This window comes from Brevibacillus sp. WF146 (assembly GCF_001673705.2).
GTDB lineage: Bacteria > Bacillota > Bacilli > Brevibacillales > Brevibacillaceae > Brevibacillus > Brevibacillus thermoruber.
Genome location: NZ_CP109943.1, coordinates 659,131 through 683,375 on the forward strand (window position 1 = coordinate 659,131; position 24,245 = coordinate 683,375).

The 24,245-nt window shown below is 58.9% G+C and carries 22 protein-coding genes and 1 riboswitch; of the genes, 19 read left to right on the forward strand and 3 right to left on the reverse strand.

Annotation, left to right across the window (positions count from 1 at the left end):
* Positions 1-125: 125 nt before the first annotated feature.
* The 3 genes from A6764_RS03265 (at position 126) to A6764_RS03275 (ending at position 1,991) form a co-directional block, all read left to right on the forward strand.
* Positions 126-935, forward strand: coding sequence for a basic amino acid ABC transporter substrate-binding protein (locus A6764_RS03265; RefSeq protein WP_035295856.1), 810 nt, complete (start codon positions 126-128; stop codon positions 933-935).
* Positions 936-1,024: 89 nt separating this feature from the next.
* A complete protein-coding gene (locus tag A6764_RS03270; RefSeq protein WP_035296749.1) occupies positions 1,025-1,699 on the forward strand; it encodes an amino acid ABC transporter permease in 675 nt (224 codons plus the stop codon).
* Between the two features lie 94 nt (positions 1,700-1,793).
* A complete protein-coding gene (locus A6764_RS03275; RefSeq protein ID WP_029100282.1) occupies positions 1,794-1,991 on the forward strand; it encodes a cold shock domain-containing protein in 198 nt (65 codons plus the stop codon).
* Positions 1,992-2,068: 77 nt separating this feature from the next.
* On the opposite strand, the gene A6764_RS03280 is transcribed toward A6764_RS03275, so the two are convergent.
* Positions 2,069-3,121 carry an HD-GYP domain-containing protein gene (locus tag A6764_RS03280; protein ID WP_065067368.1) on the reverse strand — a complete coding sequence of 351 codons (1,053 nt, stop codon included), beginning with the start codon at positions 3,119-3,121 and terminating at the stop codon, positions 2,069-2,071.
* Positions 3,122-3,325: 204 nt separating this feature from the next.
* Here A6764_RS03280 and hpf point away from each other — a divergent pair, with 204 nt between their 5' ends.
* From hpf to A6764_RS03305, 5 genes are all read left to right on the forward strand, one after another.
* The gene (gene hpf, locus A6764_RS03285; RefSeq protein WP_029100280.1) at positions 3,326-3,886 is read left to right on the forward strand and encodes a ribosome hibernation-promoting factor, HPF/YfiA family; all 561 of its coding nucleotides are present in this window, start codon (positions 3,326-3,328) and stop codon (positions 3,884-3,886) included.
* 290 nt (positions 3,887-4,176) lie between these two features.
* Positions 4,177-6,699: an accessory Sec system translocase SecA2 gene (gene secA2, locus A6764_RS03290; protein ID WP_029100279.1), complete on the forward strand. Its 2,523-nt coding sequence runs from the start codon at positions 4,177-4,179 to the stop codon at positions 6,697-6,699.
* A gap of 257 nt (positions 6,700-6,956) precedes the next feature.
* On the forward strand, positions 6,957-7,469 hold the full coding sequence (locus A6764_RS03295) for a hypothetical protein (protein ID WP_141669700.1): 513 nt from the start codon (positions 6,957-6,959) through the stop codon (positions 7,467-7,469).
* A gap of 107 nt (positions 7,470-7,576) precedes the next feature.
* Positions 7,577-8,690 (forward strand): peptide chain release factor 2 gene (prfB, locus tag A6764_RS03300; protein WP_141669699.1). Its coding sequence is split into 2 segments (ribosomal slippage): positions 7,577-7,657 and positions 7,659-8,690, totalling 1,113 coding nucleotides; the frame shifts between segments, so codons are not numbered across the junction.
* Between the two features lie 11 nt (positions 8,691-8,701).
* A complete protein-coding gene (locus tag A6764_RS03305; protein ID WP_029100277.1) occupies positions 8,702-9,442 on the forward strand; it encodes a glycerophosphodiester phosphodiesterase in 741 nt (246 codons plus the stop codon).
* Here A6764_RS03305 and A6764_RS03310 read toward each other — a convergent pair.
* Positions 9,425-10,852, reverse strand: coding sequence for a PAS domain-containing sensor histidine kinase (locus tag A6764_RS03310; RefSeq protein WP_065067366.1), 1,428 nt, complete (start codon positions 10,850-10,852; stop codon positions 9,425-9,427). The two genes, A6764_RS03305 and A6764_RS03310, sit on opposite strands and share 18 nt — an antisense overlap.
* Positions 10,853-10,988: 136 nt before the next feature.
* On the opposite strand from A6764_RS03310, the gene A6764_RS03315 reads away from it, so the two are divergent.
* The 11 genes from A6764_RS03315 (at position 10,989) to A6764_RS03365 (ending at position 23,401) form a co-directional block, all read left to right on the forward strand.
* Positions 10,989-11,258: a YciI family protein gene (locus A6764_RS03315; RefSeq protein WP_035295849.1), complete on the forward strand. Its 270-nt coding sequence runs from the start codon at positions 10,989-10,991 to the stop codon at positions 11,256-11,258.
* Positions 11,259-11,342: 84 nt separating this feature from the next.
* Positions 11,343-11,705 (forward strand): cytochrome c551, encoded by a 363-nt coding sequence (gene cccB / locus A6764_RS03320; protein WP_044898826.1) that lies wholly within the window; start codon positions 11,343-11,345, stop codon positions 11,703-11,705.
* 210 nt (positions 11,706-11,915) lie between these two features.
* Positions 11,916-12,956: an N-acetyl-gamma-glutamyl-phosphate reductase gene (gene argC, locus A6764_RS03325; RefSeq protein ID WP_029100274.1), complete on the forward strand. Its 1,041-nt coding sequence runs from the start codon at positions 11,916-11,918 to the stop codon at positions 12,954-12,956.
* A gap of 13 nt (positions 12,957-12,969) precedes the next feature.
* The gene (argB, locus tag A6764_RS03330) at positions 12,970-13,770 is read left to right on the forward strand and encodes an acetylglutamate kinase (RefSeq protein WP_065067365.1); all 801 of its coding nucleotides are present in this window, start codon (positions 12,970-12,972) and stop codon (positions 13,768-13,770) included.
* Positions 13,771-13,829: 59 nt separating this feature from the next.
* Positions 13,830-15,011 (forward strand): aspartate aminotransferase family protein, encoded by a 1,182-nt coding sequence (locus A6764_RS03335; protein ID WP_065067364.1) that lies wholly within the window; start codon positions 13,830-13,832, stop codon positions 15,009-15,011.
* A 238-nt stretch (positions 15,012-15,249) separates the two neighbouring features.
* A complete protein-coding gene (locus A6764_RS03340) occupies positions 15,250-16,356 on the forward strand; it encodes a carbamoyl phosphate synthase small subunit (protein ID WP_029100271.1) in 1,107 nt (368 codons plus the stop codon).
* Complete coding sequence (gene carB, locus A6764_RS03345; protein ID WP_264622394.1) at positions 16,349-19,585, forward strand: carbamoyl-phosphate synthase (glutamine-hydrolyzing) large subunit; 3,237 nt, start codon at positions 16,349-16,351, stop codon at positions 19,583-19,585. Before A6764_RS03340 ends, carB begins: the two co-directional genes overlap by 8 nt.
* The gene (argF, locus tag A6764_RS03350) at positions 19,530-20,501 is read left to right on the forward strand and encodes an ornithine carbamoyltransferase (RefSeq protein ID WP_065067362.1); all 972 of its coding nucleotides are present in this window, start codon (positions 19,530-19,532) and stop codon (positions 20,499-20,501) included. The genes carB and argF overlap by 56 nt, the downstream gene beginning before the upstream one ends.
* A gap of 92 nt (positions 20,502-20,593) precedes the next feature.
* Positions 20,594-20,676: riboswitch (cyclic di-GMP riboswitch) on the forward strand.
* Positions 20,677-20,933: 257 nt separating this feature from the next.
* Positions 20,934-21,485: a DUF5317 domain-containing protein gene (locus A6764_RS03355; RefSeq protein WP_029100268.1), complete on the forward strand. Its 552-nt coding sequence runs from the start codon at positions 20,934-20,936 to the stop codon at positions 21,483-21,485.
* A complete protein-coding gene (locus tag A6764_RS03360; RefSeq protein WP_065067361.1) occupies positions 21,469-22,803 on the forward strand; it encodes an HD-GYP domain-containing protein in 1,335 nt (444 codons plus the stop codon). The genes A6764_RS03355 and A6764_RS03360 overlap by 17 nt, the downstream gene beginning before the upstream one ends.
* A 169-nt stretch (positions 22,804-22,972) precedes the next feature.
* Positions 22,973-23,401, forward strand: coding sequence for a DUF4760 domain-containing protein (locus tag A6764_RS03365; protein ID WP_029100266.1), 429 nt, complete (start codon positions 22,973-22,975; stop codon positions 23,399-23,401).
* A gap of 18 nt (positions 23,402-23,419) precedes the next feature.
* On the opposite strand, the gene A6764_RS03370 is transcribed toward A6764_RS03365, so the two are convergent.
* Entirely contained in the window at positions 23,420-24,244 is an 825-nt protein-coding gene (locus A6764_RS03370) for a VanW family protein (RefSeq protein ID WP_065067360.1), read from the reverse strand.
* Position 24,245: the final 1 nt, after the last annotated feature.

Below are 24,245 nucleotides of genomic sequence, written 5' to 3' on the forward strand. Positions count from 1 at the left end.
TGTGCACAACCGTCTGTGGATAATGTGGACAACTTTGTGGAGAACGCGAAGCGACCGTTATCTCGATGTGGACAGCGCTGGGGAAAAGCAAAGCAGAGAGATACAGACAAGGGGGTTATTCAAACATGAGGCGCGGAAACAAATGGTTGATGTCGCTGGTGCTGACGGTTGGGGTCGGTCTGCTGGTATCCGCCTGTGGTACGGGTGACAAGCCGGCGGCAAGCGGCAGCGGTTCCTCGGGAGGCGGCGGTGCGGCGGAAAAAGTGTACGTGGTCGGTACCGACGCGGCGTATCCGCCGTTTCAGATGATGGAGGCGGACAAGATCAGCGGTCACGACATCGACGTGATGAATGCTATCGCGGAAGCCGCCGGGTTCAAGATCGAATGGAAAAACACCGGTTGGGACCCGCTCTTTGACGGACTGGACAGGGGGACCGTGGATATCGGGATTTCGTCGATCACGATTCGCGAGGACCGCAAGCAAAAGTACGACTTTTCTGAACCCTATTTTGAAGCCAACCAGTTGATCCTCGTTCCGGAGAACTCTCCGGTCACCAAGCTGGCCGACCTGAAAGGCAAGAAGATCGGCGTGCAGGCGGCGACGACCGGCGAATTGGTCGTGCAAAAGGCGTTCGGCAACACTTATGAGGGGCTGAAAGGCTACGACGACATGCCGTCCGCGATCGACGACTTTTACAACGGACGCGTCGACGCCGTGGTGGGCGACGACGGCATGATCAAGTACTACGTCAAGAAATTCAAGGACAAGAAGTTCAAGATGATCAAAGACGATTCCTTTGAAAAAGAGTATTACGGCATCATTGTGAAAAAGGGCAATACGGAGCTGTTGAACAAGATCAACGCGGGTCTGAAAACGATCAAGGAAAACGGAAAACTGCAGGAAATCTACAACCGGTACTTCGGTAACGAGTAAACAGCGCGACCGGCCGGGTACGTCGTCCACTGGCGTACCCGTTGCTGTTTCCATCCGGCGGAACGCATCATGTGAAAGGAGGAATCCCTCTGGATTGGAGTGTCATCTACGAGTACCGGGAGTTGTTTCTGCGCGGGATCGTGAACACGATCCTGCTGACCACCGTCGCGACGGTGCTCGGGACCTTGCTGGGACTGTTTCTCTGTCTGGGGAAGCTGTCGAAAAACGGGCTGCTGCGCATTCCCTGTGCGATTTACGTGGAGCTGTTTCGCGGCACGCCGATGCTGGTGCAGATCCTGCTGATCCACTTTGCCGTCATCCCTTCAATCTGGGAAATCTTTTTTCCGGGAGAAAACAGCCCGGAAGCGATCTACTCCGGCTTGATCGCCCTGTCCCTGAACGCCGCCGCCTACATCGCGGAGATTTTTCGCGCGGGTATTCAGTCCATCGACCCGGGGCAGATGGAAGCGGCCCGTTCGCTCGGCATGACCAAGGGCATGGCGATGCGGCTGATCGTCATCCCGCAGGCGTTTACCCGCATGCTGCCGGCGCTGGGCAACGAGTTTATCGCCCTGTTGAAGGACTCCTCGCTGACGGCGGTCATCGCCACTCCGGATCTGAACTACGCGGCCATGAACGTGGCCAAAAACACCTTTGAGCGGTATCCCCCGTACCTGACGGAGGCGGCCGTGTACCTGGTGCTCACCCTGTTCCTGTCGCGGGTCGTCGTGAGGGGCTTGGAGAAGAAATATTCCCCCAAATAAGGGGAGATTTGACTCTTGTTTCTCTGGGTGATATAGTCATTCACAAGGGATGGGCAATCCCAAGTTTTTACAAAAGAAAGGGTTGTTTTTTTCGATGCATGGCAAGGTAAAATGGTTCAACGCAGAAAAAGGGTACGGATTTATTGAGCGGGAGGACGGCGGCGACGTATTCGTGCATTACACGGCGATCCAGGCTGACGGATTCCGGACGCTGGAAGAAGGGCAGTCCGTCGAGTTTGACATCGTCGACGGCGACCGCGGCCCGCAGGCGGCTAACGTGGTGAAGCGCTAATCGCCAATTGCAAACGCTTACCTGACGGGAAAGCGAATCCCCCTGGTCCATGGAACAGACCGGGGGGATTTTTTCTATTACGCGATGATGGACTGGATGTGCAGGGAGCGGTGCTGCCGCAGATCGAGATAGTCGTCGCCGCGGCGGACCAGAGGGCGCATCGGTTCGTCCGTGTGGATCATCACCACTTCCACCTGCTCGCCGTTGTTCAGGCAGGCGCGGGAACCGACGTAGAGCATGACGACGTAGTGGATGAACCGGGTGACGATCTCCGGGTTCAGCTTGCCCTCGCAGGCCGACTGCCAGAGGACGTTGGACGCTTCAAACGGCGATGTCCCTTTGCGGTAGACGCGGTCGGAGCAGATCGCGTCAAACACGTCCGCGACGCTGACGATTTGGCATTCGAGCGGGATGTCCGCTTGCGTGAGACCATTGGGGTAGCCGCTGCCGTCCAGCCGCTCGTGATGCATGAGCGCACACAGCGGGATGATCTCGTCTGCCCCTTCCATGGAACGGAGAAGCTGCTCACCCAGCTTGGCATGCTGTTTCATGATGGCGAACTCTTCGTCCGTAAGTCGGGTGGGTTTCATCAGGATGTCTGGAGGCATCAGCATTTTGCCTACGTCATGCAGCAGGCCGGCTTGTCCCAGACGAACGATCTCTTCCCGGGAGCGGCCCATCAGTTTGCCGATCAGGGCGGACAGGATGCCCACGTGCAGGGAATGGCGGTAGGTGTATTGTTCCGTTCCTTCTTTTATGTATACGAAGCGGAGAAAGCCGTGCTGCTTCAATACGTCGTCCAGCAACGGATAAAAGACCTCGTTAAACTGGTGCAGCGGAGGGATGGAGCCGTTGGCGATCTGCAGAAACAAGTGCTCCGTCTGTTTGACGGCTTCCATGTATTGGCGGGCTGCCTCTGCCTCCTGCCAGTGGATGAGAGGAGTCGGCATGGCAGGATCTTCTTCGGATTCCGCCAGGTGCACTGTTTCCACCTGGTGGGCAGACAGCAGGCGAATGTCGCTTTCGTGCAGGACCGCGCCGGCGGGCAGAAGCAGGAGACCGTATTGGTTGTACACATCCTGCGCCAGCGTTTTTCCGAGAATGGAGCGTGAAGGCTTTGCTTCTGCCATGATGGTTCCTCCCGTGCGAAGAAAGTCGGCGGCATATATTGGTTAGAATCATTATAGCACAGGGGATATTAGAAATTGTTGGCAGAAATATGTCGGATTTTGTCGTATTGTAAAGGTTTTGTAAAGGTTTTTTGTAGCGGGCGGGGAGGATTTTATCCATAGGTACGGAATAGACATAGGTAAAGACGGAAGGAGGTTTGAACCATGAAATTCAATATTCGTGGAGAAAACATGGAAGTCACCGCAGCACTTCGAGAGTATGTGGTAAAGAAAGTCGGCCGTCTTGCAAAATACTTTGAAACTCCGCAGCCTGCTGAAGCCCAAGTCACCATGAGGGTACTGCGGAACGAAGCCACCATCGAGGTAACCATTCCGCTCGGCGGAGTGATTATCCGGGCGGAAGAAACCCATGACGACATGTACGCCGCCATCGACCTGGTGGCCGAAAAACTGGAACGACAAATCCGTAAGCATAAAACCAAACTGATGCGCAAACTGCGCGTCGAGACCAACAATAAAGCCCTCCTTCGCGATAACGAATCCATCGCCGTCCTGACGACGGACGAGAACGAGGAAGATGACGTGGAGATCGACATCGTTCGCACCAAACGGTTTGACCTGAAACCGATGGACGCGTATGAAGCGGTCATGCAGATGGATATGCTGGGTCACAACTTCTTCGTCTTTCAAAACAGCGAGACCAATGACGTCAACGTGGTGTACCGCCGCAACGACGGACGCTACGGGCTGATCGAACCGAAGTGACCGGGACGAGGATGAGCACCAAGGGGAGTTGCTTTCTTCTGGCAACTCCCCTTTACTTGTATCCGCTTGTTGCAATTTGATAAAATAGCTTTTTAGAGAACATAAATAGTAGAGATGCTTTTTTTCGCTAGGAACATGTGGAAGGAGTCTCCCCTGCGGGGACTCGATGTGGCTGCGCAAGGAAGGAAATCGAGGCAGCTTTGCCACTAGGAAGCCCCCTGCGGGGACCCGGATGTGGCTGCGCAAGGAAGGAATTCGAGGTAGCTTTGCCACTAGGAAGGGGTGTCCTTATGTTAGGACTCGTGAAAAAGATTTTTGGCGACAGCAACGAACGTGAAATCAAAAAGATGTTTAAGCGCGTGGAAAAGATCAACGCGCTGGAACCGAGCATTTCGGCGTTGACCGACGAGCAGCTGCGCGAGAAGACGACGGAGTTCAAAAACCGCCTGGCTCAAGGAGAGACGCTGGACGATATTCTCAACGAAGCGTTTGCCGTGGTGCGCGAGGCCTCCAAGCGCGTGCTCGGCATGCGCCACTTTGACGTACAGTTGATCGGCGGTATGGTGCTGCAGGAAGGCCGCATCGCCGAGATGAAAACCGGTGAAGGGAAAACGCTCGTGGCGACGCTGGCGACGTACCTGAACGCACTCCTGGGCAAGGGCGTGCACGTGGTTACCGTCAACGAATACCTGGCCGAGCGCGACGCGACCATCATGGGCAAGCTGTACAACTTCCTCGGCCTGACCGTCGGCTTGAACAAGGCCGGGATGAGCGCCGAAGAAAAGCGGGCCGCCTACAACTGCGACATCACGTACGGAACCAACAACGAATTCGGCTTTGACTACCTGCGCGACAACATGGTGCTCTACAAGGAGCAGATGGTGCAGCGCCCCCTGTTCTTTGCCATCATCGACGAGGTGGACAGCATCCTCATCGACGAAGCCCGGACGCCGCTGATCATCTCCGGGGCGGCCAACCGTTCCACGGAGCTGTACTACATCTGCGCCCATTTTGTAAAGCGGCTGGAGCCGGAAAAGGACTTCACCGTGGACGAAAAGCTGAAAATCGTCACCCTGACCGACGAGGGTGTGGCCAAGGTGGAGCAGGCGTTCAACATTGAGAACCTGTACGACACCGCCCACATGACCCTGAACCACCATATCAACATCGCCCTCAAGGCGCAAGTCCTGTTCAAACGGGACGTGGATTACGTGGTGCAGGACGGCGAAGTGGTGATCGTCGACGAATTTACCGGCCGTCTGATGGTGGGCCGCCGCTACAGCGATGGTCTGCACCAGGCGATCGAGGCGAAGGAAGGGCTGCGCGTCCAGAGCGAAAGCATGACGCTGGCGACAATCACGCTGCAAAACTACTTCCGGATGTACGAGAAGCTGTCCGGCATGACCGGTACGGCCAAGACCGAGGAAGAAGAGTTCAAGAAAATTTACGGTCTGGACGTGGTGGTGATTCCGACCAACAAGCCGGTCATCCGCAAAGACCTGCCCGACCTGATCTTCAAAACGGAAGCGGCCAAGTACCGCGCTGTCGTCAACGACATCGTCGAGCGGCACAAGAAGGGGCAGCCCGTGCTCGTCGGGACCATCTCGATCGAAAACTCGGAGCGTCTCTCGCAAATGCTGAAGCAAAAAGGCGTGCCGCACAACGTCCTGAACGCCAAGCACCACGCTCGCGAGGCGGAGATCGTCGCCCGTGCCGGCCAGTACGGCGCCGTGACCATCGCCACCAACATGGCGGGCCGCGGTACCGACATCCAGTTGGGCGAAGGCGTGGCGGAGCTGGGCGGCCTGCACATCATCGGTACCGAGCGGCATGAAAGTCGCCGGATTGACAACCAACTGCGCGGCCGTGCCGGACGTCAGGGGGACCCGGGTTCCTCCCAGTTCTTCCTCTCCCTGCAGGATGAGCTGATGCGCCGCTTTGGTGCAGACAACATCATGAACATGATGGACCGCCTCGGCATGGAAGAAGACATGCCGATCGAGAGCCGGCTGGTGACGCGTGCTGTCGAGTCCGCCCAAAAACGGGTGGAGGGAGCCAACTTCGACGCGCGGAAAGTGGTTCTCCAGTACGACGACGTGATGAACCAGCAGCGCGCCGTTATCTACAAGCAGCGCCGCGAGATCCTCGAGCAGGACAACCTGGACGAAGTCGTGCTCAAGATGATCCACAGCGTCATCGACCGCAACGTGGAAGCCTACTGCCCGCAGGAGGAGGTTCCCGAAGACTGGAACCTGCAAGGGCTGGTTGAGGTGGCCAACAACACCTTCCTGCACGACGAGACGATTACCGTCTCCATGCTGAAGGGCAAAGAGGCCGAGGAAATTGCCGAACTGCTGAAAAACGAAGTGGCGAAGCAGTTCGAGAAGCGCAAAGCGGAAATCGGCGAGATGATGAACGAGTTCGAGAAAGTGGTCGTGCTGCGTGCCGTGGACAGCAAGTGGATGGACCACATCGACGCGATGGAGCAGCTGCGTCAGGGAATTCACCTGCGCGCGTACGGCCAGAACGATCCGCTGCGCGAGTATCAGTTTGAAGGATACGAAATGTTCCAGAACATGATCGCCTCCATCGAGGAAGAAGTGGCGATGTACATCATGAAGGCGGAGGTCAGCCAAAACCTGGAGCGTCAGGAAGTGGTGCGCGGCCAGGCGGTCAATCCGGCCCAACTGCAAACCTCCGGCCCTTCGGAGCGCCCCGTGGGCGAGACGTCCGGCGATGCGGAGCCGAAAAACCGCGCCCAGCGCCGCGCGGAAGAACAGGAACGCCGCCGTCAGATGAAGCGAGGCCAGTAATTGCTAATAGAGAACGCTGCGCATAGCAAACCGCTCTTCCCGTGTCGGGAGGAGCGGTTTTTTTCTCCCCGTCTCCCTGCGGCTAGACAGCATTCGCCCGTTTCTGGTGCGCCTCGCCGAAGAGACTTGGCGGTTTTGTCTAACACTGGAAAAAGGCATCGAACGATTCTCGTGGAAAAACCAGGCAAAATGAATACAATCGGAAGTACACCACTTTTACCTGGAAATCATCCACACGAGAGACGGGGGAATGAACCATGAGAACGTCGAGTAACGTGATGGGCATACAAGGGAAGCTGATGCTGGAGCGTATTGCGGCCACGCTGGATGCGGTCCAGGCCGGTCACCAGCAGAAACCGGCCTACCTGCTGGCCGACAGAAAGATACAGATGGACAAGCCGGAAACTGACGAGGGAGAAAGACAGCCGGAGGTGGTGTTTGCCGCGAGGGACGTCGTCTACCTCGATGAAAGGCTGACGCGTGAAATTCCGGAACCCAATTGGTCAAAAGCGGCGCCGGCGGGGTGCGTCATCCCGGACAAGGCCGGTGCAGCGGCCGGATTCCGAGCGTACGGCGGACACAGCGGTGCGGCGGGGATGTGCGCGCGCAGTCAAGCCGCCGGAGGATGGACGCAGCAGGCGGAGCGCCTGCAGGCCGCGGACAGGTGGGCGGTACCGTCCGGAGGGAGCGTGCTCGTTCATGCGGGAAGCGGGGACATGGGGAACGCCCCGCAGGACGTCCGATCGGCGCCCGCCCCGCCGGAGGGGTAACGACGTGCTGACGCCTCTGCCACGCCCGAATCGACGTTGTCCGGTTGCGAATCCGCCGATTTGCGGTACAATGTAACATAGCACAAGGAAGAGAAGGTGATTCGCACATGGCATTGATCGACATTGCGGACGTCAAGCAAGAGATGTCCAGTATGGCTAAGCGATTAGCGGATATCAGGGGGTCTCTTTGACCTCCCTGCGAAACAGGAACGAATCGGCGAACTGGAGGAGCGGATGCTCGCTCCCGACTTCTGGGATGACAACGACGCCGCGCAAAAAACCATCAGCGAACTGAATGCGCTCAAAGGCCTGGTGGAGACCATGGCCAAACTGGACGCCCAGTACGAGGACCTGCAGGTGATGCTGGAGCTGGTCATTGAAGAAGGCGACGAATCGATGATCCAGGACCTGTACGAGAGCGCCCAGGCGCTGAAAAAAGAGTTTGAGAGCTTTGAGCTGGAGCTTTTGCTCAGCGACCAATACGACAAGAACAACGCGATTCTGGAACTGCACCCGGGCGCGGGCGGCACCGAGTCCCAGGATTGGGCGTCGATGCTGCTGCGCATGTACACCCGCTGGGCGGAGTCGAAGGGCTTCAAGGTGGAGACCCTGGACTACCTGCCGGGTGACGAGGCCGGCATTAAGAGCGTCACCCTGCTGATCAAGGGGCACAACGCCTACGGCTACCTGAAATCGGAAAAAGGGGTGCACCGCCTCGTGCGGATTTCTCCGTTCGACGCTTCGGGCCGACGCCACACCTCGTTCGTCTCCTGCAATGTGCTGCCGGAGATTGAGGAAGACACCGACGTGGAAATCCGTCCCGAGGATCTGAAAATCGATACCTATCGCTCCAGCGGCGCGGGCGGTCAGCACATTAACACGACCGACTCCGCCGTCCGGATCACGCACCTGCCGACGGGGATCGTCGTCACCTGCCAGACGGAGCGCTCCCAGATCAAAAACCGGGAACGGGCGATGAAAATGCTGGCAGCCCGCCTGTTTGAGCGGAAGCGGGAAGAGCAGGAAAAAACGCTGCAGGCCATCCAGGGCGAGCAGAAGGACATCGCCTGGGGAAGCCAAATCCGTTCGTATGTCTTCCACCCGTACAGCCTGGTGAAAGACCACCGCACCAACGTGGAGGTCGGCAACGTACAGGCCGTAATGGACGGGGAGATTGATCCGTTTATCGACGCCTATCTGCGTTCGCAGATCAAGCGATAGGAGGAGTCGCGATGGCCGGCAGACCCTCGATTGTGGCACACCGGGGCGCTTCCGCCGACGCGCCGGAAAACACCCGGGCCGCGTTCCTGCTGGCGATGGAGCAGGGAGCGGACGGCGTCGAGCTGGACGTGCATCTGACGGCGGACGGCCGTCTCTGTGTGATTCACGATCACGTGTTGGACCGCACGACCACCGGTACGGGACTGGTGGGAAGCAAAACGATGGCGGAGCTCGCCGGGCTTTCGGCCGGGGCCTGGTTTTCCTCCCGCCACGCGGGCGAGACGGTGCCGGAGCTGGCGGACGTCCTCCCGCTGTTTCCCGCCGGAGCGGTGGTCAATGTGGAGATCAAAAACGGGCCTGTCTGGTACGACGGAATCGGCTCGGCCGTCGCAGAACGGCTGAGCCCCTGGAAACACAAGCTCTCGCTGATCGTCTCCTCGTTTGACCACAAGGTCTTGGAGGAGGTACATCGGCGAGAGCCTGATTTGTGTCTGGGGCTGTTGTACGAGGCCGTCCTGTACGATCCGGTCGGCTATCTCCGCCGTCTGCCGTACCCGGTGGGGTCCCTGCACGTGTGGCATCACCTGGTCACATCCGAACTGGTCCACGCTGCTCATGCCGCAGGGGTGAAGGTGCTGGCGTACACGGCAGACCGGGAAGAGGACGTCAGAAGGCTGGTCGCGTGCGGAGCCGACGGGATCATTACCAATGCACCCGGTGCCGTCGTCCGTCTGTTACGGGCAGAAGTCTGACATCGGCAGCCGGATCTCCACCGTGGTGCCTTTTCCCACCGTGCTGTGGATGGCGATGGAACCGCGGTGTTCACGAATGATTTTGTGGCTCACCATCAGGCCGAGGCCTGTTCCTTGTTCTTTGGTACTGTAAAAGGGCTCGCCCAATTTGGGGATCATCTCCTCGGGGATGCCGTCTCCTTCGTCGATGATCCGGACCACCACTTCGGCCGTACCCTCGGCCGACACGTCAACCGTGAGCGTTCCTCCGTGCGGCATGGCTTCCATGCCGTTTTTCACGATGTTGATGAATACCTGCTTGATCTGGTATTCTTCGCAGGTGATACAAGGGGCGGCATCGGGGAACCGGGTCTGGATGGTTACGTTTTTCAGATTGGCCTGCGGCTCCAGCAGCTTGATCACGGTTTGCAGGAGCGGCAGCAGGTCGTGCCGCTGATAGCGCAGCGCCTGGGGCTTGGCCAAAAGCAGCAGTTCGCTGGTGATAAAGTTGATCCGTTCGATCTCCGACAGCATGATGCGCAGATACTGATCGTTGGTCGACTGCTCCGTCTGCAAAAGCTGGATAAAACCCTTCAGCGCGGTAAGCGGATTGCGGATCTCGTGGGCGATCCCCGCCGCCAGCTCCCCCAGGACGGACAGCTTGTCCGAGTTGCGCAGCATGTCTTCCGTCCGCCTGCGCTCCGTGATGTCCCGGCCGATGACCACCACATGTTCCACTTCTCCGTTGGGGCCGATGACCGGCCTCCCTTTCACTTCAAACAGCAGGGTCCGCCCGTCCTGATGCCGGTACAGGTACTCCTTTTCAACCGGCCGCTTGCTTTCCACCATCTGCCGATAGGATGCTCTGGCTTTTTCCCGTTCGTCCGGATGCAGCAGGGAAAAACAAGGGAGATTCAAAAGCTGTTGCGGCGCAATGCCCAGCACGGTAAGGTGCGAGGGGGAGGCGTATTGAATCACGCCGTTCGTGTCGGTGATCCGGATCAGGTCCATTACGTTTTCAGAGATGAGCCGAAAATTTTTTTCCATTTGGTGCAGGGCCTCTTCGGTCCGCTTGTATGCCGTGATGTCCTTGGCAATTGCGTACCGCCCGGCCACTTTTCCGTTGTCGAAAATGGGAAAACTGGTCACACTGATTTCGATGAAATGGCCGTGTTTATGTCGAAGGAAATAATGGCGGTTTTTGCGGACTCCGTCATAGAGAGCTTTGACCATCTCTTCGACATGATTGCCGTCCGTTTTGCGCGAGAGAATGTCCCAGATCTTACTGCCGAAGAGCTCGTTTGCAGCGTATCCCGTAAGCGCTTCCCCGGCCGGATTCACACTCGTAAACCCGCCTTCCATGTCAACCGTAAAGACAGCGTCAGGATTGTTCTGAAACAGGGACGTATAAAGTTGTATCTGCCTTCCCATTATCTACCGCCTTTCTTGTTGCTCCTCCTTCAATCGTTCGCTGTTTTCGTGGAAAATCCTACTTCTTCGACCGAATGAGTTGTCGAAATTGTGCTATACTTCCAGTGACAAGTCGTTTGATAAAGGAGAGGACGTCATGCTGTACGTTGCCGTGCTGACGATTGTTGACCAGGAACTGAACGCCAAGGTGCGCCCGGCCCACCTGAGCTACCTCAATGACCTCTACAAGCAGGGGAAAGTGGTCATGGCCGGACCGTTTACGGACAAGCAAGGCGGAATGGTCATCTACAAAGCAGAATCGCCCGAGGAAGCGCGCCGCCTGGCGGAAGCGGACCCGGTCGTGAAGGAGGGCGCCCGGACGCTGGAACTGCGGGAGTGGAGCCCGCTGGAACTGCCGCTGGCGTAGACGGATTCCCTGTGAGCGGAAGAATGATTTGTTCCGGGCGGAGGCATACTTAGCGAAGAATACTCATACAAAGGAGGGAACAGCATGAAGCGTTTCCCGTTTGCCATCCTTTCCATCGCGCTTGTATTCTTCCTGGGTGCCTGTGCCACCGGCGGCAAACAAGCACAACCGCCCGCCGGGCAAAAACCTCCGACGGAAACACCTGCCGCTCCATCGGGCAAGTATGATGCCGCGACAGCCGAAACGTTGTTTAAAAACAACTGCGCCAGCTGCCACGGTCAGAATCTGGAGGGGGCAGTCGGCCCCAACCTGACGCACGTGGGGGGCAAATACACCAAGGAACAAATCCTGGAAATCCTCAAGAACGGGAAGGGGAGCATGCCAGGCGGACTGGTCAAGGACGGAGATGCCGAAACCGTTGCCGCCTGGCTGGCCGACAAGAAATAGCACGTGCGCGAAGCGTCCGGCGAATGGCCGGGCGTTTTCTTTTTGGTGACCGCTTGGGGACCGCCCAACGAACGGATACACGGAGCGGCGGCATCGGGGCAGAGGGACGGGAGCCGTAAGCGGGGCCGAGATTTTTAGGGGAGAAGGGTTGCCATCTGATTGAATTTTTATTATGATTCATGTATAAAAATACAAGAGAGGGAGAGAGCTATGATCCGGGTCGGGATTGTCGGGGCGACCGGTTACAGCGGCGTGGAGTTGATCCGTCTGCTTGCCGGCCATCCCCATGTGCAGGTGGCCAATCTGTATTCCAGTTCGACGGAGGGAGAAGCGCTGGGCAGCGTCTTCCCCCATGTGCAGCATTACCCCCTGCCCCATCTGTCGGCGATCGACGCGGAGAGGATGAGCGCCGACAACGACGTGGTGTTTCTGGCCACGCCGGCCGGCGTCAGCGCGGAACTGTCGCCGCAACTGCTCAAGCGCGGCGCCAGGGTAATCGATTTGTCGGGCGATTTTCGCCTGGCGAGCGGGGAACTGTACCGGCAGTGGTACAAACGGGAGCCGGCTCCCGATGAGTGGCTGGATCGGGCGGTGTACGGCCTGGCGGAGTGGAACGCGGAGCAGGTGGCCGGCGCGCAGTTGGTGGCCAATCCCGGCTGCTATCCGACGGCTGCGCTCTTGGCGCTGATTCCGTTGGCACAAAGCGGGTGGGTCAACCCCCGCAGTTGGATCGTCGATGCCAAGTCAGGGGTGTCGGGAGCGGGCCGCGGCGTCTCCCAGGGGGTTCATTTCAGCGAAATCAACGAAAGCATTCACGCGTACAAGGTGGCCCAGCACCAGCACACCCCGGAGATTGAACAGGAGCTGTCCAGAAAGGGCGGCGTGGAGCATGTGGTCCAGTTTACGCCCCATCTGGTGCCGATGACACGGGGGATTCTGGTCACCGCCTACGGACAGTTGGAGCGGGCGGTGAGGGCGGACGACGTGCATCAGCTCTACCGGTCGGCGTATGAAGGCAAGCCGTTTGTCCGGCTGCGAAAGCCGGGGAGCCACCCGCGGACCAAAGAGGTGTACGGTTCGAACTATTGTGACATTTCCGTCCATGTGGATGAGCGGACGGGGCGGGTTATCGTGCTTTCCGTCATCGACAACATGGTCAAAGGGGCGGCGGGTCAGGCGGTCCAAAACATGAACCTGATGTTCGGCTGGCCGGACGCGACCGGATTGCCGCTGGTGCCGCTGTTCCCGTAGAGGAGGATGTGACATGCAAGGCGTAGTGGTCATCAAGTGCGGAGGCAGCACCATGGATCTGCTGCCCGACGCGTTTTTTCAAGCGGTCGCCGACCTGCAGCAGGCCGGCCGGCGGATTGTCATCGTGCACGGCGGCGGTCCGGCGATCAACGGCATGCTGGAGAGGCTGGCCATCACTCCCCGGTTTGTGGACGGATTGCGCGTCACCTGCGAAGAGACGCTGCAGGTGGTGGAGATGGTATTGTGCGGGCAGATCAACAAGCGGCTGGTTCGCCGGCTGACGCAGGCGGGAGCCAGGGCGTGGGGCGTCAGCGGAATTGACGGCGTAATGCTGACGGCAGAGCGGACGCCAAAACCGCTCGGCCTGGTCGGCGAGGTGAAAGGGGTGGACACGTCCATCCCGGCCGCCATCCTCGAACGCGGCTACGTGCCGGTGATTGCGCCGCTGGCCGTGAGCGCAGACGGCGCGGAGACGTACAACGTAAACGCGGACGTGGCGGCGGGGGCGATCGCTGCCGCCCTGGCGGCGGAGCGTCTGGTCATGGTGACCGACGTGCCGGGCATCCTGCGCCCCGATCAGGACGGCGCCAAGACGCTGGTGGCGGAGACGGACGCGGAAGAGATCGGACAGATGATTGCGGACGGCGTGATTACCGGCGGCATGATCCCGAAAGTACAGGCCGCTCTGGACGCCCTCTCGCAAGGCGTATCCCGGGTCGTCATCTGCCGGGGAACGGCGGAAGAGCTGCGGGCGGTATGCGCCGGGCAAACGGCGGGAACCGCGATCAAGGCAGGCGTCCCAAAAGGCGCGTAATGGGCGCCGCGCGTAAAGTACACGCTTCAAGCAAGGAGCGTAAAAGGAGGAATCGTAACATGAGCACAGTGGCTGCCCCCCTGCATCTGATGAATACCTATTCAAAATGGCCGATCCGCCTGGTCAAGGGAGAGGGAAACCGCGTCTGGGACGACCAGGGCAACGAGTATCTCGACTTTGTCTCGGGGATCGCCGTCACCTCGCTGGGACACGTTCACCCCAAAGTGACCAAACGGCTGCACGAACAGTTGGACACCTTGTGGCACTGCTCCAATCTGATGCACGTTCCCCAGCAGGAGGTGCTCGCGCAGAAGCTGTGCGGCCTGTCCGGCCTCGACCGCGCGTTTTTCTGCAACAGCGGCGCGGAAGCCAACGAGGGACTGATCAAGCTGGCCCGGCGTTACGCGCAAAAAGTAAAAGGCACCGGACGATACGAGATCATCACGTTTCAGCAGTCGTTCCACGGCCGGACGCTGGCTACCCTGACCGCCACGGGGCAGGACAAGGTGAAGGACGGATTTGGTCCCCTGCCGGACGGGTTTGTCTCCGTGCCCTACAACGATTTGGAGGCGGTGCGCGCCGCCGTCACGGAGAAGACCTGCGCCGTCATGCTCGAACTGGTGCAGGGGGAAGGGGGCGTACACCCGGCGGAAGAGCCGTTTGTGAAGGGGCTGCGCCAACTGTGCGACGAGCACGGCCTGCTGCTTTTGGTCGATGAAATCCAGACCGGCATCGGACGCACGGGCACCTGGTTTGCTTTCCAGCAGTACGGGATCAAGCCGGACGCGATCTCGCTGGCCAAGGCGCTGGGCAACGGGTTCCCGATCGGCGCCGTGGTGGCGACCGAAGAGGCGGCCCAGGCGTTTGCCCCCGGCACCCACGGCACCACGTTCGGCGGCAACCCGCTGGCGATGACCGCAGCCATCGCCACGCTGGAGACGATGGAAGAAGAGCGCGTGCTGGAACGGGTGGGCGGCCTGCATCGACAACTGGTGAGCGGACTTGAGAAATTGCGGGCGGAATATCCCGGCAAAGTGACGGCCGTGCGCGGCAAGGGGCTGCTCTTGGGCGTGGAAGTGACGGTGCCGGCGTCGTCCGTCGTGGATTACGCCCGTGAAAAAGGCGTACTCGTCCTGCTGGCCGGTCCCCAGGTCGTCCGCCTGCTGCCCTCGTTTGTTACGACCGAGGAAGAAGTGAACCGGGTGATAGCGGTCCTCGGCGAGGCGGTAGAGAAGTTGTAAGGGAAAGCGGTCCAATGCCAGGGGCGCGGCCGAAATCGCAAGGCGGTGCGGCCCGGCTTGGCGGCTGATGCGGGGGAACGGGAATGGATCGGGCACATGCATGCAGCGAGTCGGAACGCGGCTTTCTGAACCCGTCGAAAAACTCGTTGCATTTTTATAATTCAAAATGTATATTAATACATGACGTTGCATAAATTTTCGTGAGAGAGTGCCCTTTGGAGAGGAGTGGCTTTCATAGATGAACGGAGAGAAACAAGGGTTGGGTCCCGGATATTTGACGCTGGAGAACGGAGAGGTATTCGCCGGGACGCTGTACGGCGCCCCGCTCACAGGATACGGCGAAGTGGTTTTTCATACAGGGATGACGGGATACCAGGAAGTGATGACCGATCCGTCCTTTGCGGGGCAGATCGTCACCTTCACGTACCCGCTGATCGGCAATTACGGGATTAACGACAAGGATTACGAAGCGGCAAAGCCCGCCCTGTCGGGAATGGTCGTCAGCGAGCTGTGCCTTGCGCCGAGCCACTACCTGTCCCGCCGCACGCTGGCGGAAGCGGCGGAGGCGTTTGGCTTCCCGATCCTGGCCGGGATCGATACGCGGACGATTACCAAGCGGGTGCGCCAGTCGGGCCCGCTGTTCGGCGCGATTGCCGACCGGCCGCTGAGCGTGGAGGAGGTGGCGGCGCTTGGCTCCGCGCATCGGAAAAAGTCGCTGGTCGCCGACGTCTCCAGCCGCCACATTCAGCGCTACCCCGGCAATCAGGAACACGTGGTGCTCGTCGATCTGGGCATGAAGCAGTCGATTTTGGAATCGCTTTTGGAGCTGGGCTGCCGCGTGACGGTCGTGCCGTTTGACACCCCGTTTTCGCAGATTCAGGCGCTGCAGCCGGACGGCCTGCTCTTTTCCAACGGGCCCGGCGACCCGGCCGACCTGCTCGCCTACTGCGGCGAGTGGCGGAAGGCGGCGGAACTGTATCCGACGCTGGGCATCTGCCTGGGACACCAGGTGCTGGCGCTGATGTTTGGCGCCAAGACCGAAAAGCTGGCCTACGGACACCGGGGCAGCAACCATCCGGTCAAGGAACTGGCCACCGGGAAAGTCTACATGACCTCGCAAAACCACGGGTACGTGGTGAAGGAAGAAACCCTGGACAAACGGCTGTTGACCGTGACGTACCGCAATGTCAACGACCGGTCGGTGGAAGGGCTGTGCCACACCTCCCTGCCGATCATGAGCGTCCAGTTTCACCCGGAAGCGCATCCGGGTCCAAACGACACGTCGCACGTTTTTCACCAATTCTTGCAGTCGATGCGCGTAGTGGGAGCGAAGAGATATGCCTAAATTGCCGCACATTCACAAAGTGTTGGTCATCGGGTCGGGGCCGATTGTCATCGGCCAGGCGGCGGAATTTGACTACGCCGGGGCGCAGGCCTGCCTCTCGCTGAAGGAAGCGGGGGTGCAGGTCGTGCTGGTGAACAACAACCCGGCCACGATCATGACGGACGAACAGGTAGCTGACAAGGTGTATCTGGAGCCGCTCACGGTAGAGTCCGTGACGGCGATCATCGCCAAAGAGCGGCCGGACGGCCTCCTGCCCACGCTGGGCGGACAGACGGGGCTCAATCTGGCGGTCGCCCTGGCCGAAGCGGGGGTGCTCGCCCAATACGGGGTGGAACTGCTGGGCACGCCGCTGTCCGCCATCCAGAACGGGGAAGACCGGGAGCTGTTCAAGCAGTTGATGAAGCAGATCGGCGAGCCGGTGCCGGAGAGCGCCACCGTGGAGTCGGTGGAAGCGGCCGTCGCGTTTGCCGATTCGATCGGGTATCCGGTCATCGTGCGGCCCGCCTATACGCTGGGAGGGGCCGGGGGCGGCATCGCCGACGACGAACAGTCGCTGCGCACGGTGGCGGCCCAAGGCATCGCCGCCAGCCCGATCGGCCAGGTGCTGATCGAGCGCAGCGTCAAGGGCTGGAAGGAAATCGAGTACGAAGTGATGCGGGACGCGAACGACACCTGCATCATCGTCTGCAACATGGAAAACCTGGACCCGGTGGGCATCCACACGGGGGACAGCATCGTCGTCGCCCCGTCGCAGACGCTGACCGACCGGCAGTACCAGATGCTGCGCAGCGTCTCCACCAAGGTCATCCGCGCGCTGGGCGTGGTCGGCGGCTGCAACATCCAGTTTGCGCTTGATCCGAAGTCGGATCGCTACTATCTGATCGAAGTGAACCCGCGGGTGAGCCGCTCCAGCGCGCTGGCCTCCAAAGCGACGGGCTATCCGATCGCCCGGATCGCCGCCAAGCTGGCGCTGGGCTACAACCTGGACGAAGTGCTCAACCCGATTACCGGTTATACGTACGCCAGCTTTGAACCGACGCTGGATTACGTCGTGGTGAAAATTCCCCGCTGGCCGTTTGACAAATTCCCGCTGGCCGACCGTCAGTTGGGCACGCAGATGAAGGCGACCGGCGAAGTGATGTCGATCGCCCGCAACCTGGAAGCGGCGCTGCTCAAGGCCGTCCGCTCGCTGGAGCAGGGCTGCACCCACCTCGCCCGTCCCGAGCTGGCCGCATGCAGCCGGGACGAGCTGGTCGGCCTGCTGCGGGACGCGACCGACGTCCGCCTGTTTGCACTGGCCGAGGCGATCCGCAAAGGGTTCGGCGAGGACGAACTGCACGCCCTGACCGGCATCGATCCGTTTTTCCTGCGAAGCGTGGGCCGGATCGTGGCGCTGGAGAAGCAGTTGGCAAAGAGCGGAACGCTGACCGTCGAGCTGCTGGCGGAAGCGAAGCGGCGCGGTTTTGCCGACGAGACGATCGCCGCCCTGACCGGCCGCACGGCGGCTGAGGTCAAAGCGCTGCGGAATCAGGCCGGCATCCAGCCGTCGTACAAGATCGTGGACACCTGCGCGGCCGAGTTTGACGCCCAGACGCCGTACTATTACTCCGATTGGCAGGGGGGCGACGAAGTGGAGGAGCTTGCCGGGCGCAAAGTGCTGGTGCTCGGCTCCGGCCCGATCCGCATCGGACAGGGGATCGAGTTCGACTACTGCTCCGTTCACGCGGCCAAGGCACTCAAGGCCAAGGGCATCGCCGCCGTCGTCGTCAACAACAACCCGGAGACGGTCAGCACCGATTACGAGACGGCCAACCATCTGTATTTTGAGCCGCTGCACGTGGAAGATGTGCTGCACGTGGCGGAGCGTGAAGGGGTGGACGGCGTCATGGTCCAGTTCGGCGGCCAGACGGCGATCAACCTGGCGGCCAAGCTGGCTGCCGCCGGCCTGACTGTGCTCGGCACGTCGCTGGACGCGATCGAACGGGCGGAGGATCGCGAACGGTTCTACGCGATGCTGCGCAAGCTGGAGATTCCGCACATCCCGGGCAAAGGGGTGTCTTCCCTGGAGGAAGCGGCCGCCGTGGCGGCGGAGATCGGCTGCCCGGTGCTGCTGCGTCCGTCCTACGTGATCGGCGGCCAGGGCATGGTGGTCGCCCATGACGTCGAGGAGCTGTCGGCCACGATCACGGAGTGGCTCAACCTCCCCGACAGCCGCGCCTTTTTCCCGCTCCTGGTGGACAAATTCGTCCCCGGACGGGAAGCAGAAGTGGACGCCGTGTGCGACGGCGAGTCCGTGCTCATCCCCGGCATTTTTCAGCACGTGGAGAAAGCGGGCATCCACTCGGGCGACAGCGTGGCGCTCTTCCCGGCTCCGGATTTGTCCGAGGGCGTCAAACAGACGATCGCCCGCTACACGGAGGCCATCGCCCGCGAGATGGGGGCGGTCGGGCTGATCAACATTCAGTTCGTGATTCACGGCGAGACGGTCTACGTCCTGGAGGTAAACCCCCGCGCGTCGCGGACCGTGCCGATTACCAGCAAAGTGACCGGCATCCCCATGGTGGAACTGGCCGTGCGCGCCCAACTGGGCGAAAAACTGGCCGGCATGGGCTATGGAACCGGGCTGTTGCCGGACATTCCGTTCGCCGTCGTCAAGGCGCCCGTCTTTTCCACCGTGAAATTGAGCGGCGTCGACCCGGCCCTGGGACCGGAGATGAAATCGACCGGGGAAGTGCTGGGACTGGGGCGTACCTTCCCGGAAGCGGCGGGCAAGGCGTTCGCCTTTAAAGACAGCGTGCACCGCCCATGGCAGAGGGGGCAGGTCTGCTTTGTCTCCCTGGCCGATGCCGACAAGACGGACGACGTGCTGCCGGCCATCCGGAAGATGCAGGAACAGGGCGCGGTCTGGGCGGCCACATCGGGAACGGCTGTCTGGCTGGGCGCAAACGGCTTTTCCGTCACGCACGTGGTCGCGGACGAGCGGGATCTGGCAGCGCTGCTGCAGACGGAAACCGTAGCCTTTTCGCTCATCACCGCCACCAAGGGGAACCGGCGCGGCCGCAGCGGCTTTGCTCTGCGGAGCCGGCTGGTCCAGCAGGGGGTTCCGCTGTTCACTGCCGCGGAGACGTTTGCGCTGTACGTGGAAGCCATTACGGAGAAAAGAGGTGACGGGCATGCAGCCTGTGAAGATATTGGATCACTTTGCAAGCGAGCAATTGGCCAGTTGTAAAGGAAAAGACCTGCTCCGCGTCGATGAATTCAGCGGAGAGGAGCTGACTCAGCTCCTGCATTTTGCCGCCTATCTCAAACAGCGGCAAAAAAGCGGTCAACCGTATCAGCCGCTCAAGGGGAAGACATTGGGGATGATTTTCGACAAGTCGTCGACGCGCACCCGCGTTTCCTTTGAAGTAGGCATGTACCAATTGGGCGGCATGAGCATGTTTTTGAGCGGCAAGGAACTGCAGCTCGGACGCGGCGAGCCGATCAGCGATACGGCCAAGGTGATGTCCCGCTACGTCGACGCCATCATGATCCGCACGTTTTCCCACGCCGGGGTGGAGGAGCTGGCCGAACACGCCAGCATTCCGATCATCAACGGCCTGACCGACCAGTTCCATCCGTGTCAGGCGCTGGCCGACATGCTGACGATCTGGGAGCACAAGGGCACGCTGCAGGGCGTCAAGCTGGCCTACGTGGGCGACGGCAACAACGTCGCCAACTCGCTCGTGCTGGCGGCCGCCCTGCTGGGCCTGGACGTGCGCGTCGCCACGCCGCCGGGCTATGAGATGGACGCCGACATCGTGAAGAAAGCGGCCGCGTATGCGCTGGCCAGCGGCGGCCGGGTGGGCGTCACGCACGATCCCGCCGAAGCGGTGAACGGCGCCGACGTCATCTACACGGACGTGTGGACCAGCATGGGCTTTGAAGCGGAAAACGAGCAGCGCCTCAAGGATTTTGCGGGCTATCAGGTAAACGAGCAGCTCGTCCAACACGCCGATCCCGGTTACCTGTTCATGCACTGCCTGCCTGCGCACCGCGGAGAAGAAGTGTCGGCCGGCGTGATTGACGGTCCCCACTCCGTCGTCTTTGACCAGGCGGAAAATCGCCTCCATGCGCAGAAGGCTGTCTTGGCAGCGCTGTTGTGAATATAGTTCTGGGGAAATTTTACCATTCAGAAATTGAAGCTATTAGACTATGAATCTATGATTGCCGAAATTTGTCATGAACGTGTAAAATATAGGTAGGAAGCGCGATGAAGTACAGACTGTATCTGGTCGCTTGGTCTGTATGGAGCCAGTAGCGAATCCGCCCTCTTTTCGAACGGAAAGAGGAAAGAAGAGCACAGGCTGTATGTGGTCGCTTGGCCTGTGTGTCCACAAGTAGCGAAACCAGCTTTCTCCACTATGTAAAAGGGGGGAATTGGAATGAAAAAATGGTTCGTTGCTGTCTTGCTGGTAGCCGGTATTGTTGCTGCAACTTCTGCTAATTATCACATTGGTTAATAATTTCAATGGCAAGGGAAAAACACCGCTTGACTGAAAAGTGGTGTTTTTTCCTTACCGTCTGGGGGATTTTGTATGTTGCTGGATGTCATTCTTCTCTCTTTTCTGATTGCGCTGCTCAGGGGAGGAAAACTAAAAGAAATCCCTACATTTAAAGGAATAATGATGCTGGTTGCCAGTATTGCGCTGCAGATTCTCTCCGCATTTGTTCCCGCGTACGGGGGTATTTTTGTCTCCGCAGCTTATTTGTTTATTCTGGGTTTTTTTCTCATGAACCGGGAATTTGAAGATATCCGCATTCTCATGGTCGGCTGGTTTTTAAATGCGATTGTCATTTGGACGAACGGCGGGAGAATGCCCATTGATCTGGAACAAGCCAAGAAACTGCCCTACGACCTCACTCCGGTACTCAACGGCACCGACTTTAAGCATACGGTCTTGACAGAGCAAACGGTTCTGCCCTTTTTGTCCGATATTATTTATATGCCGTCCATTATTCCGAGGGTGATCAGTATCGGTGATATTTTTATTATGTTAGGGGCATTTCTGCTTGTTCAGCGCTTGATGAACAAGCCGATCTCGTTACTTCAACTTCGAGAAGGTAAAAGTTATGCGACAAAGAGCTGAGAAACGATACATTTTGAAAGGATTACTGGTGATTTTGGGGTTTACCGTTTCCGGTATCCTCATCATTTTGAACTCCCTGCCTTACTGGGAGCCCAGAGAAAACTGGGAAATATTGATTTCCTATGTACTTCTCACCATCATCTCTTCATTTGCGCCCGTCAGGACGTTAAACTATATACTCACACTTAACAACGCCGTTATTTTTTCAGGGATACTGCTCTTCGGTGCGTGGGTCGGAATCTGGTCGGCCGTTATTGAGGCTTTGATTTTATCCGTCCTTGTCAAACCCAATCCCTTAAAAGCTGCCGCCAATTTCGGACAAATTATGCTGACGATATGGGCTGTAGATGTTCTGAAAACGGCGTGCAATGTGCTTCCCGTTCCCACCATGATCACGGATGTAATCCTGGTGGTAGCGTATTGGTTTATTAACATCATGCTTTGCGGATTAGGAATTTCCTATTTTCATAAGTCGAAATGGATACCGACAGTAAAAAATTTGGCGAATGGAACAACGCTTACCTACTTGCTTTTGTTGATTCTCGGCGGCGTCAGTGCACGCCTGGTTGAAACGTTTGGGCTATCCGCCATCGTACCGATGATGGTCGCTTTTGTCCTCATGAGTTTTGTCTTTTATCAATACTACGATAGTCTTACAAAACTGCGCCAAAAAATGGACGAGATCAAATCCTTCAACCACAAATTCCTCACCGCCATGGCCGCTTCCATCGATGCCCGTGACCATTACACGAGCGGCCATTCCCAGCGGGTGGCCCATTGGGGACGGGAGATCGCCCGGGCGATCGGGCTGCCGGAGGAGAAGGCGGAGGAGGTTTATTTTGGCGGGATTTTGCACGACATCGGCAAAATCGGCATTGAGGATCAGATTCTCAACAAACGTGGGAAATTAACACCGGAGGAGTACGACAAGATCAAGCAGCACACGGTGATTGGATATGAGATTATCCTGCAGGCGGGCATGTTTCACGAGCTGCTGCCGGCCATCCGTTCGCACCATGAGCGAATCGACGGCAAGGGCTATCCGGACGGATTGGTCGGCGAGGAGATTCCGCTGATGGCCCGCATTCTGGCCATCTCTGACGCCTTCGACGCGATGGTGGCGGACAGGCCGTACCGCAAAGGGCTGCCGGTAGAGGAGGCCCTGCAGGAGATCAGCCGTGGGGCGGGGACGCAGTTCGACGCCGAACTGGCCTATCATTTCATACGCATCATCAGGCAGCTGCCCCGCGATGAATTGGAAACGATCATTCGGCAGGACGCGCAGCCGCAAAGGCATCTGCAGGAGGTGGCCCGATAGGGGACCCTCCTGTTGACGCTTCACGAGCAGTCCCCGGTGCTCGGACGAGCCCGGGGATTTGCTGTCCGGATGCAGGCCATGCGCGAAAAAATGCGAACAAACGCTTGTCTTTTCACCTGGTCTGGGACATACTGGAATCGGGTTGCATCTTTTTGTGAGGTGATAGCACATGATTCCCACGTATCAGGATGCGGACATTATTCTGAAATTGTACGATCAGTTCGAATCGGAACGGCTGCGGGCCGCGAGACAGTGGTTCGCCACCTCGCTGGCGGAAGAGGAGCTGGATTACGACGCGTTTTTGCGCCTGTATCCGCGCGGCAGCGAAGGCTATAACCACTTTGTCGCGCTGTACGGCTTCTTCGAGATGGTAGGGGTGCTGCATAAAAACGGCCTCGTCCATCCCGACCTGCTGTTTGACATGTGGTTTGTCAACGGCTTTTTCCGCCGGATGTACCCGATTTTCGTCGGATGGAGGGCGCAGGGAGACATTCACGTGGCGGAAAATTTTGAACGGCTGGCCCTGGCCGAACTGAAGTGGATCGGCACGCACAAAGGAAAGGAATACGTTCCCGAGGTGCCTTACGCCCGCAAGTAAGGAAGCGCCGGACAACCATCAGGGTTGTCCGGCTTTTTGCATGTTGGGCGTGATGTCGGCCAGGTCGTATTTCACTTCCGAAAAGTTGCGGATCACCAGTTCCTCTCCGGTGCGGTTCCCTGTTCGCTTGTCAATGACGAGTCGCCATATTTCGTTTAGCCGATAATGTTTTCCTCCCTGCCGCAGAAACGCGTGGTTGCGCTCTTCGACATGGTACGCACAGGGCCATTCCCGGTCGGTGAATACGGCTCCTTTGAGGTGGTTGTCCGTCAGCCAGACCCGGATCTGAAAAGTCTGCCGGGTCGGATTGAACAGGCGCAGGTCGACATAGTTGTAAAACACGCTGGCACCGCTGCCGAACGGGAGGACGCGGTGGTCGTCGGGAAACGGATCGAACTGGTGATGATGCCGCTCCGTCACCTGCAGCGGCGTGTGCAGCGCCATCCAGAAGAGCAAGTTGGCCAACTGGCACAGCCCTCCGCCCACGCCTGTCCTCACTTCCCCTTGCGACAGCAGCAGCCCTTCCACATATCCTTTGGCCGCCGTCGTCTTCCCCACCCGCTGCCAAAAGGAAAACGTCTCGCCCGGTTTGATCAAGAGGCCGTCGATGGACGGCACGGCAATGCCCAGATTGACCACTTTGTTTTCCTGCAGCCGGGGATCGGTGCTTCCCAGCTTTCGCCGCAGCAGCGATTGGTGTCTGTTGCAGGTGAAAGGCAGGGAAGACGCCTGCTGTTCCGCTGCGAACCGCACGCCGCTGATCCTGTCGGATATCGATCGGCAAAGCCGTTTTTGGAATACGCGCACATGGTAAAACACCGGGTGCAGGCGAGATAGCCTCATC

Bases quoted from the DNA above. Each gene is read 5' to 3' on its own strand.
- A6764_RS03295 (WP_141669700.1), top strand. From the start codon at position 6,957: ATGAGAACGTCGAGTAACGTGATGGGCATACAAGGGAAGCTGATGCTG.
- A6764_RS03370 (WP_065067360.1), bottom strand. From the start codon at position 24,244: ATGAGGCTATCTCGCCTGCACCCGGTGTTTTACCATGTGCGCGTATTC.
- A6764_RS03315 (WP_035295849.1), top strand. From the start codon at position 10,989: ATGCTGTACGTTGCCGTGCTGACGATTGTTGACCAGGAACTGAACGCC.
- A6764_RS03310 (WP_065067366.1), bottom strand. From the start codon at position 10,852: ATGGGAAGGCAGATACAACTTTATACGTCCCTGTTTCAGAACAATCCT.
- hpf (WP_029100280.1), top strand. From the start codon at position 3,326: ATGAAATTCAATATTCGTGGAGAAAACATGGAAGTCACCGCAGCACTT.
- A6764_RS03335 (WP_065067364.1), top strand. From the start codon at position 13,830: ATGAGCACAGTGGCTGCCCCCCTGCATCTGATGAATACCTATTCAAAA.
- A6764_RS03280 (WP_065067368.1), bottom strand. From the start codon at position 3,121: ATGGCAGAAGCAAAGCCTTCACGCTCCATTCTCGGAAAAACGCTGGCG.
- argB (WP_065067365.1), top strand. From the start codon at position 12,970: ATGCAAGGCGTAGTGGTCATCAAGTGCGGAGGCAGCACCATGGATCTG.
- A6764_RS03355 (WP_029100268.1), top strand. From the start codon at position 20,934: ATGTTGCTGGATGTCATTCTTCTCTCTTTTCTGATTGCGCTGCTCAGG.
- A6764_RS03265 (WP_035295856.1), top strand. From the start codon at position 126: ATGAGGCGCGGAAACAAATGGTTGATGTCGCTGGTGCTGACGGTTGGG.
- argF (WP_065067362.1), top strand. From the start codon at position 19,530: ATGCAGCCTGTGAAGATATTGGATCACTTTGCAAGCGAGCAATTGGCC.
- A6764_RS03340 (WP_029100271.1), top strand. From the start codon at position 15,250: ATGAACGGAGAGAAACAAGGGTTGGGTCCCGGATATTTGACGCTGGAG.
- argC (WP_029100274.1), top strand. From the start codon at position 11,916: ATGATCCGGGTCGGGATTGTCGGGGCGACCGGTTACAGCGGCGTGGAG.
- A6764_RS03305 (WP_029100277.1), top strand. From the start codon at position 8,702: ATGGCCGGCAGACCCTCGATTGTGGCACACCGGGGCGCTTCCGCCGAC.
- A6764_RS03275 (WP_029100282.1), top strand. From the start codon at position 1,794: ATGCATGGCAAGGTAAAATGGTTCAACGCAGAAAAAGGGTACGGATTT.
- carB (WP_264622394.1), top strand. From the start codon at position 16,349: ATGCCTAAATTGCCGCACATTCACAAAGTGTTGGTCATCGGGTCGGGG.
- cccB (WP_044898826.1), top strand. From the start codon at position 11,343: ATGAAGCGTTTCCCGTTTGCCATCCTTTCCATCGCGCTTGTATTCTTC.
- A6764_RS03360 (WP_065067361.1), top strand. From the start codon at position 21,469: ATGCGACAAAGAGCTGAGAAACGATACATTTTGAAAGGATTACTGGTG.
- secA2 (WP_029100279.1), top strand. From the start codon at position 4,177: ATGTTAGGACTCGTGAAAAAGATTTTTGGCGACAGCAACGAACGTGAA.
- A6764_RS03365 (WP_029100266.1), top strand. From the start codon at position 22,973: ATGATTCCCACGTATCAGGATGCGGACATTATTCTGAAATTGTACGAT.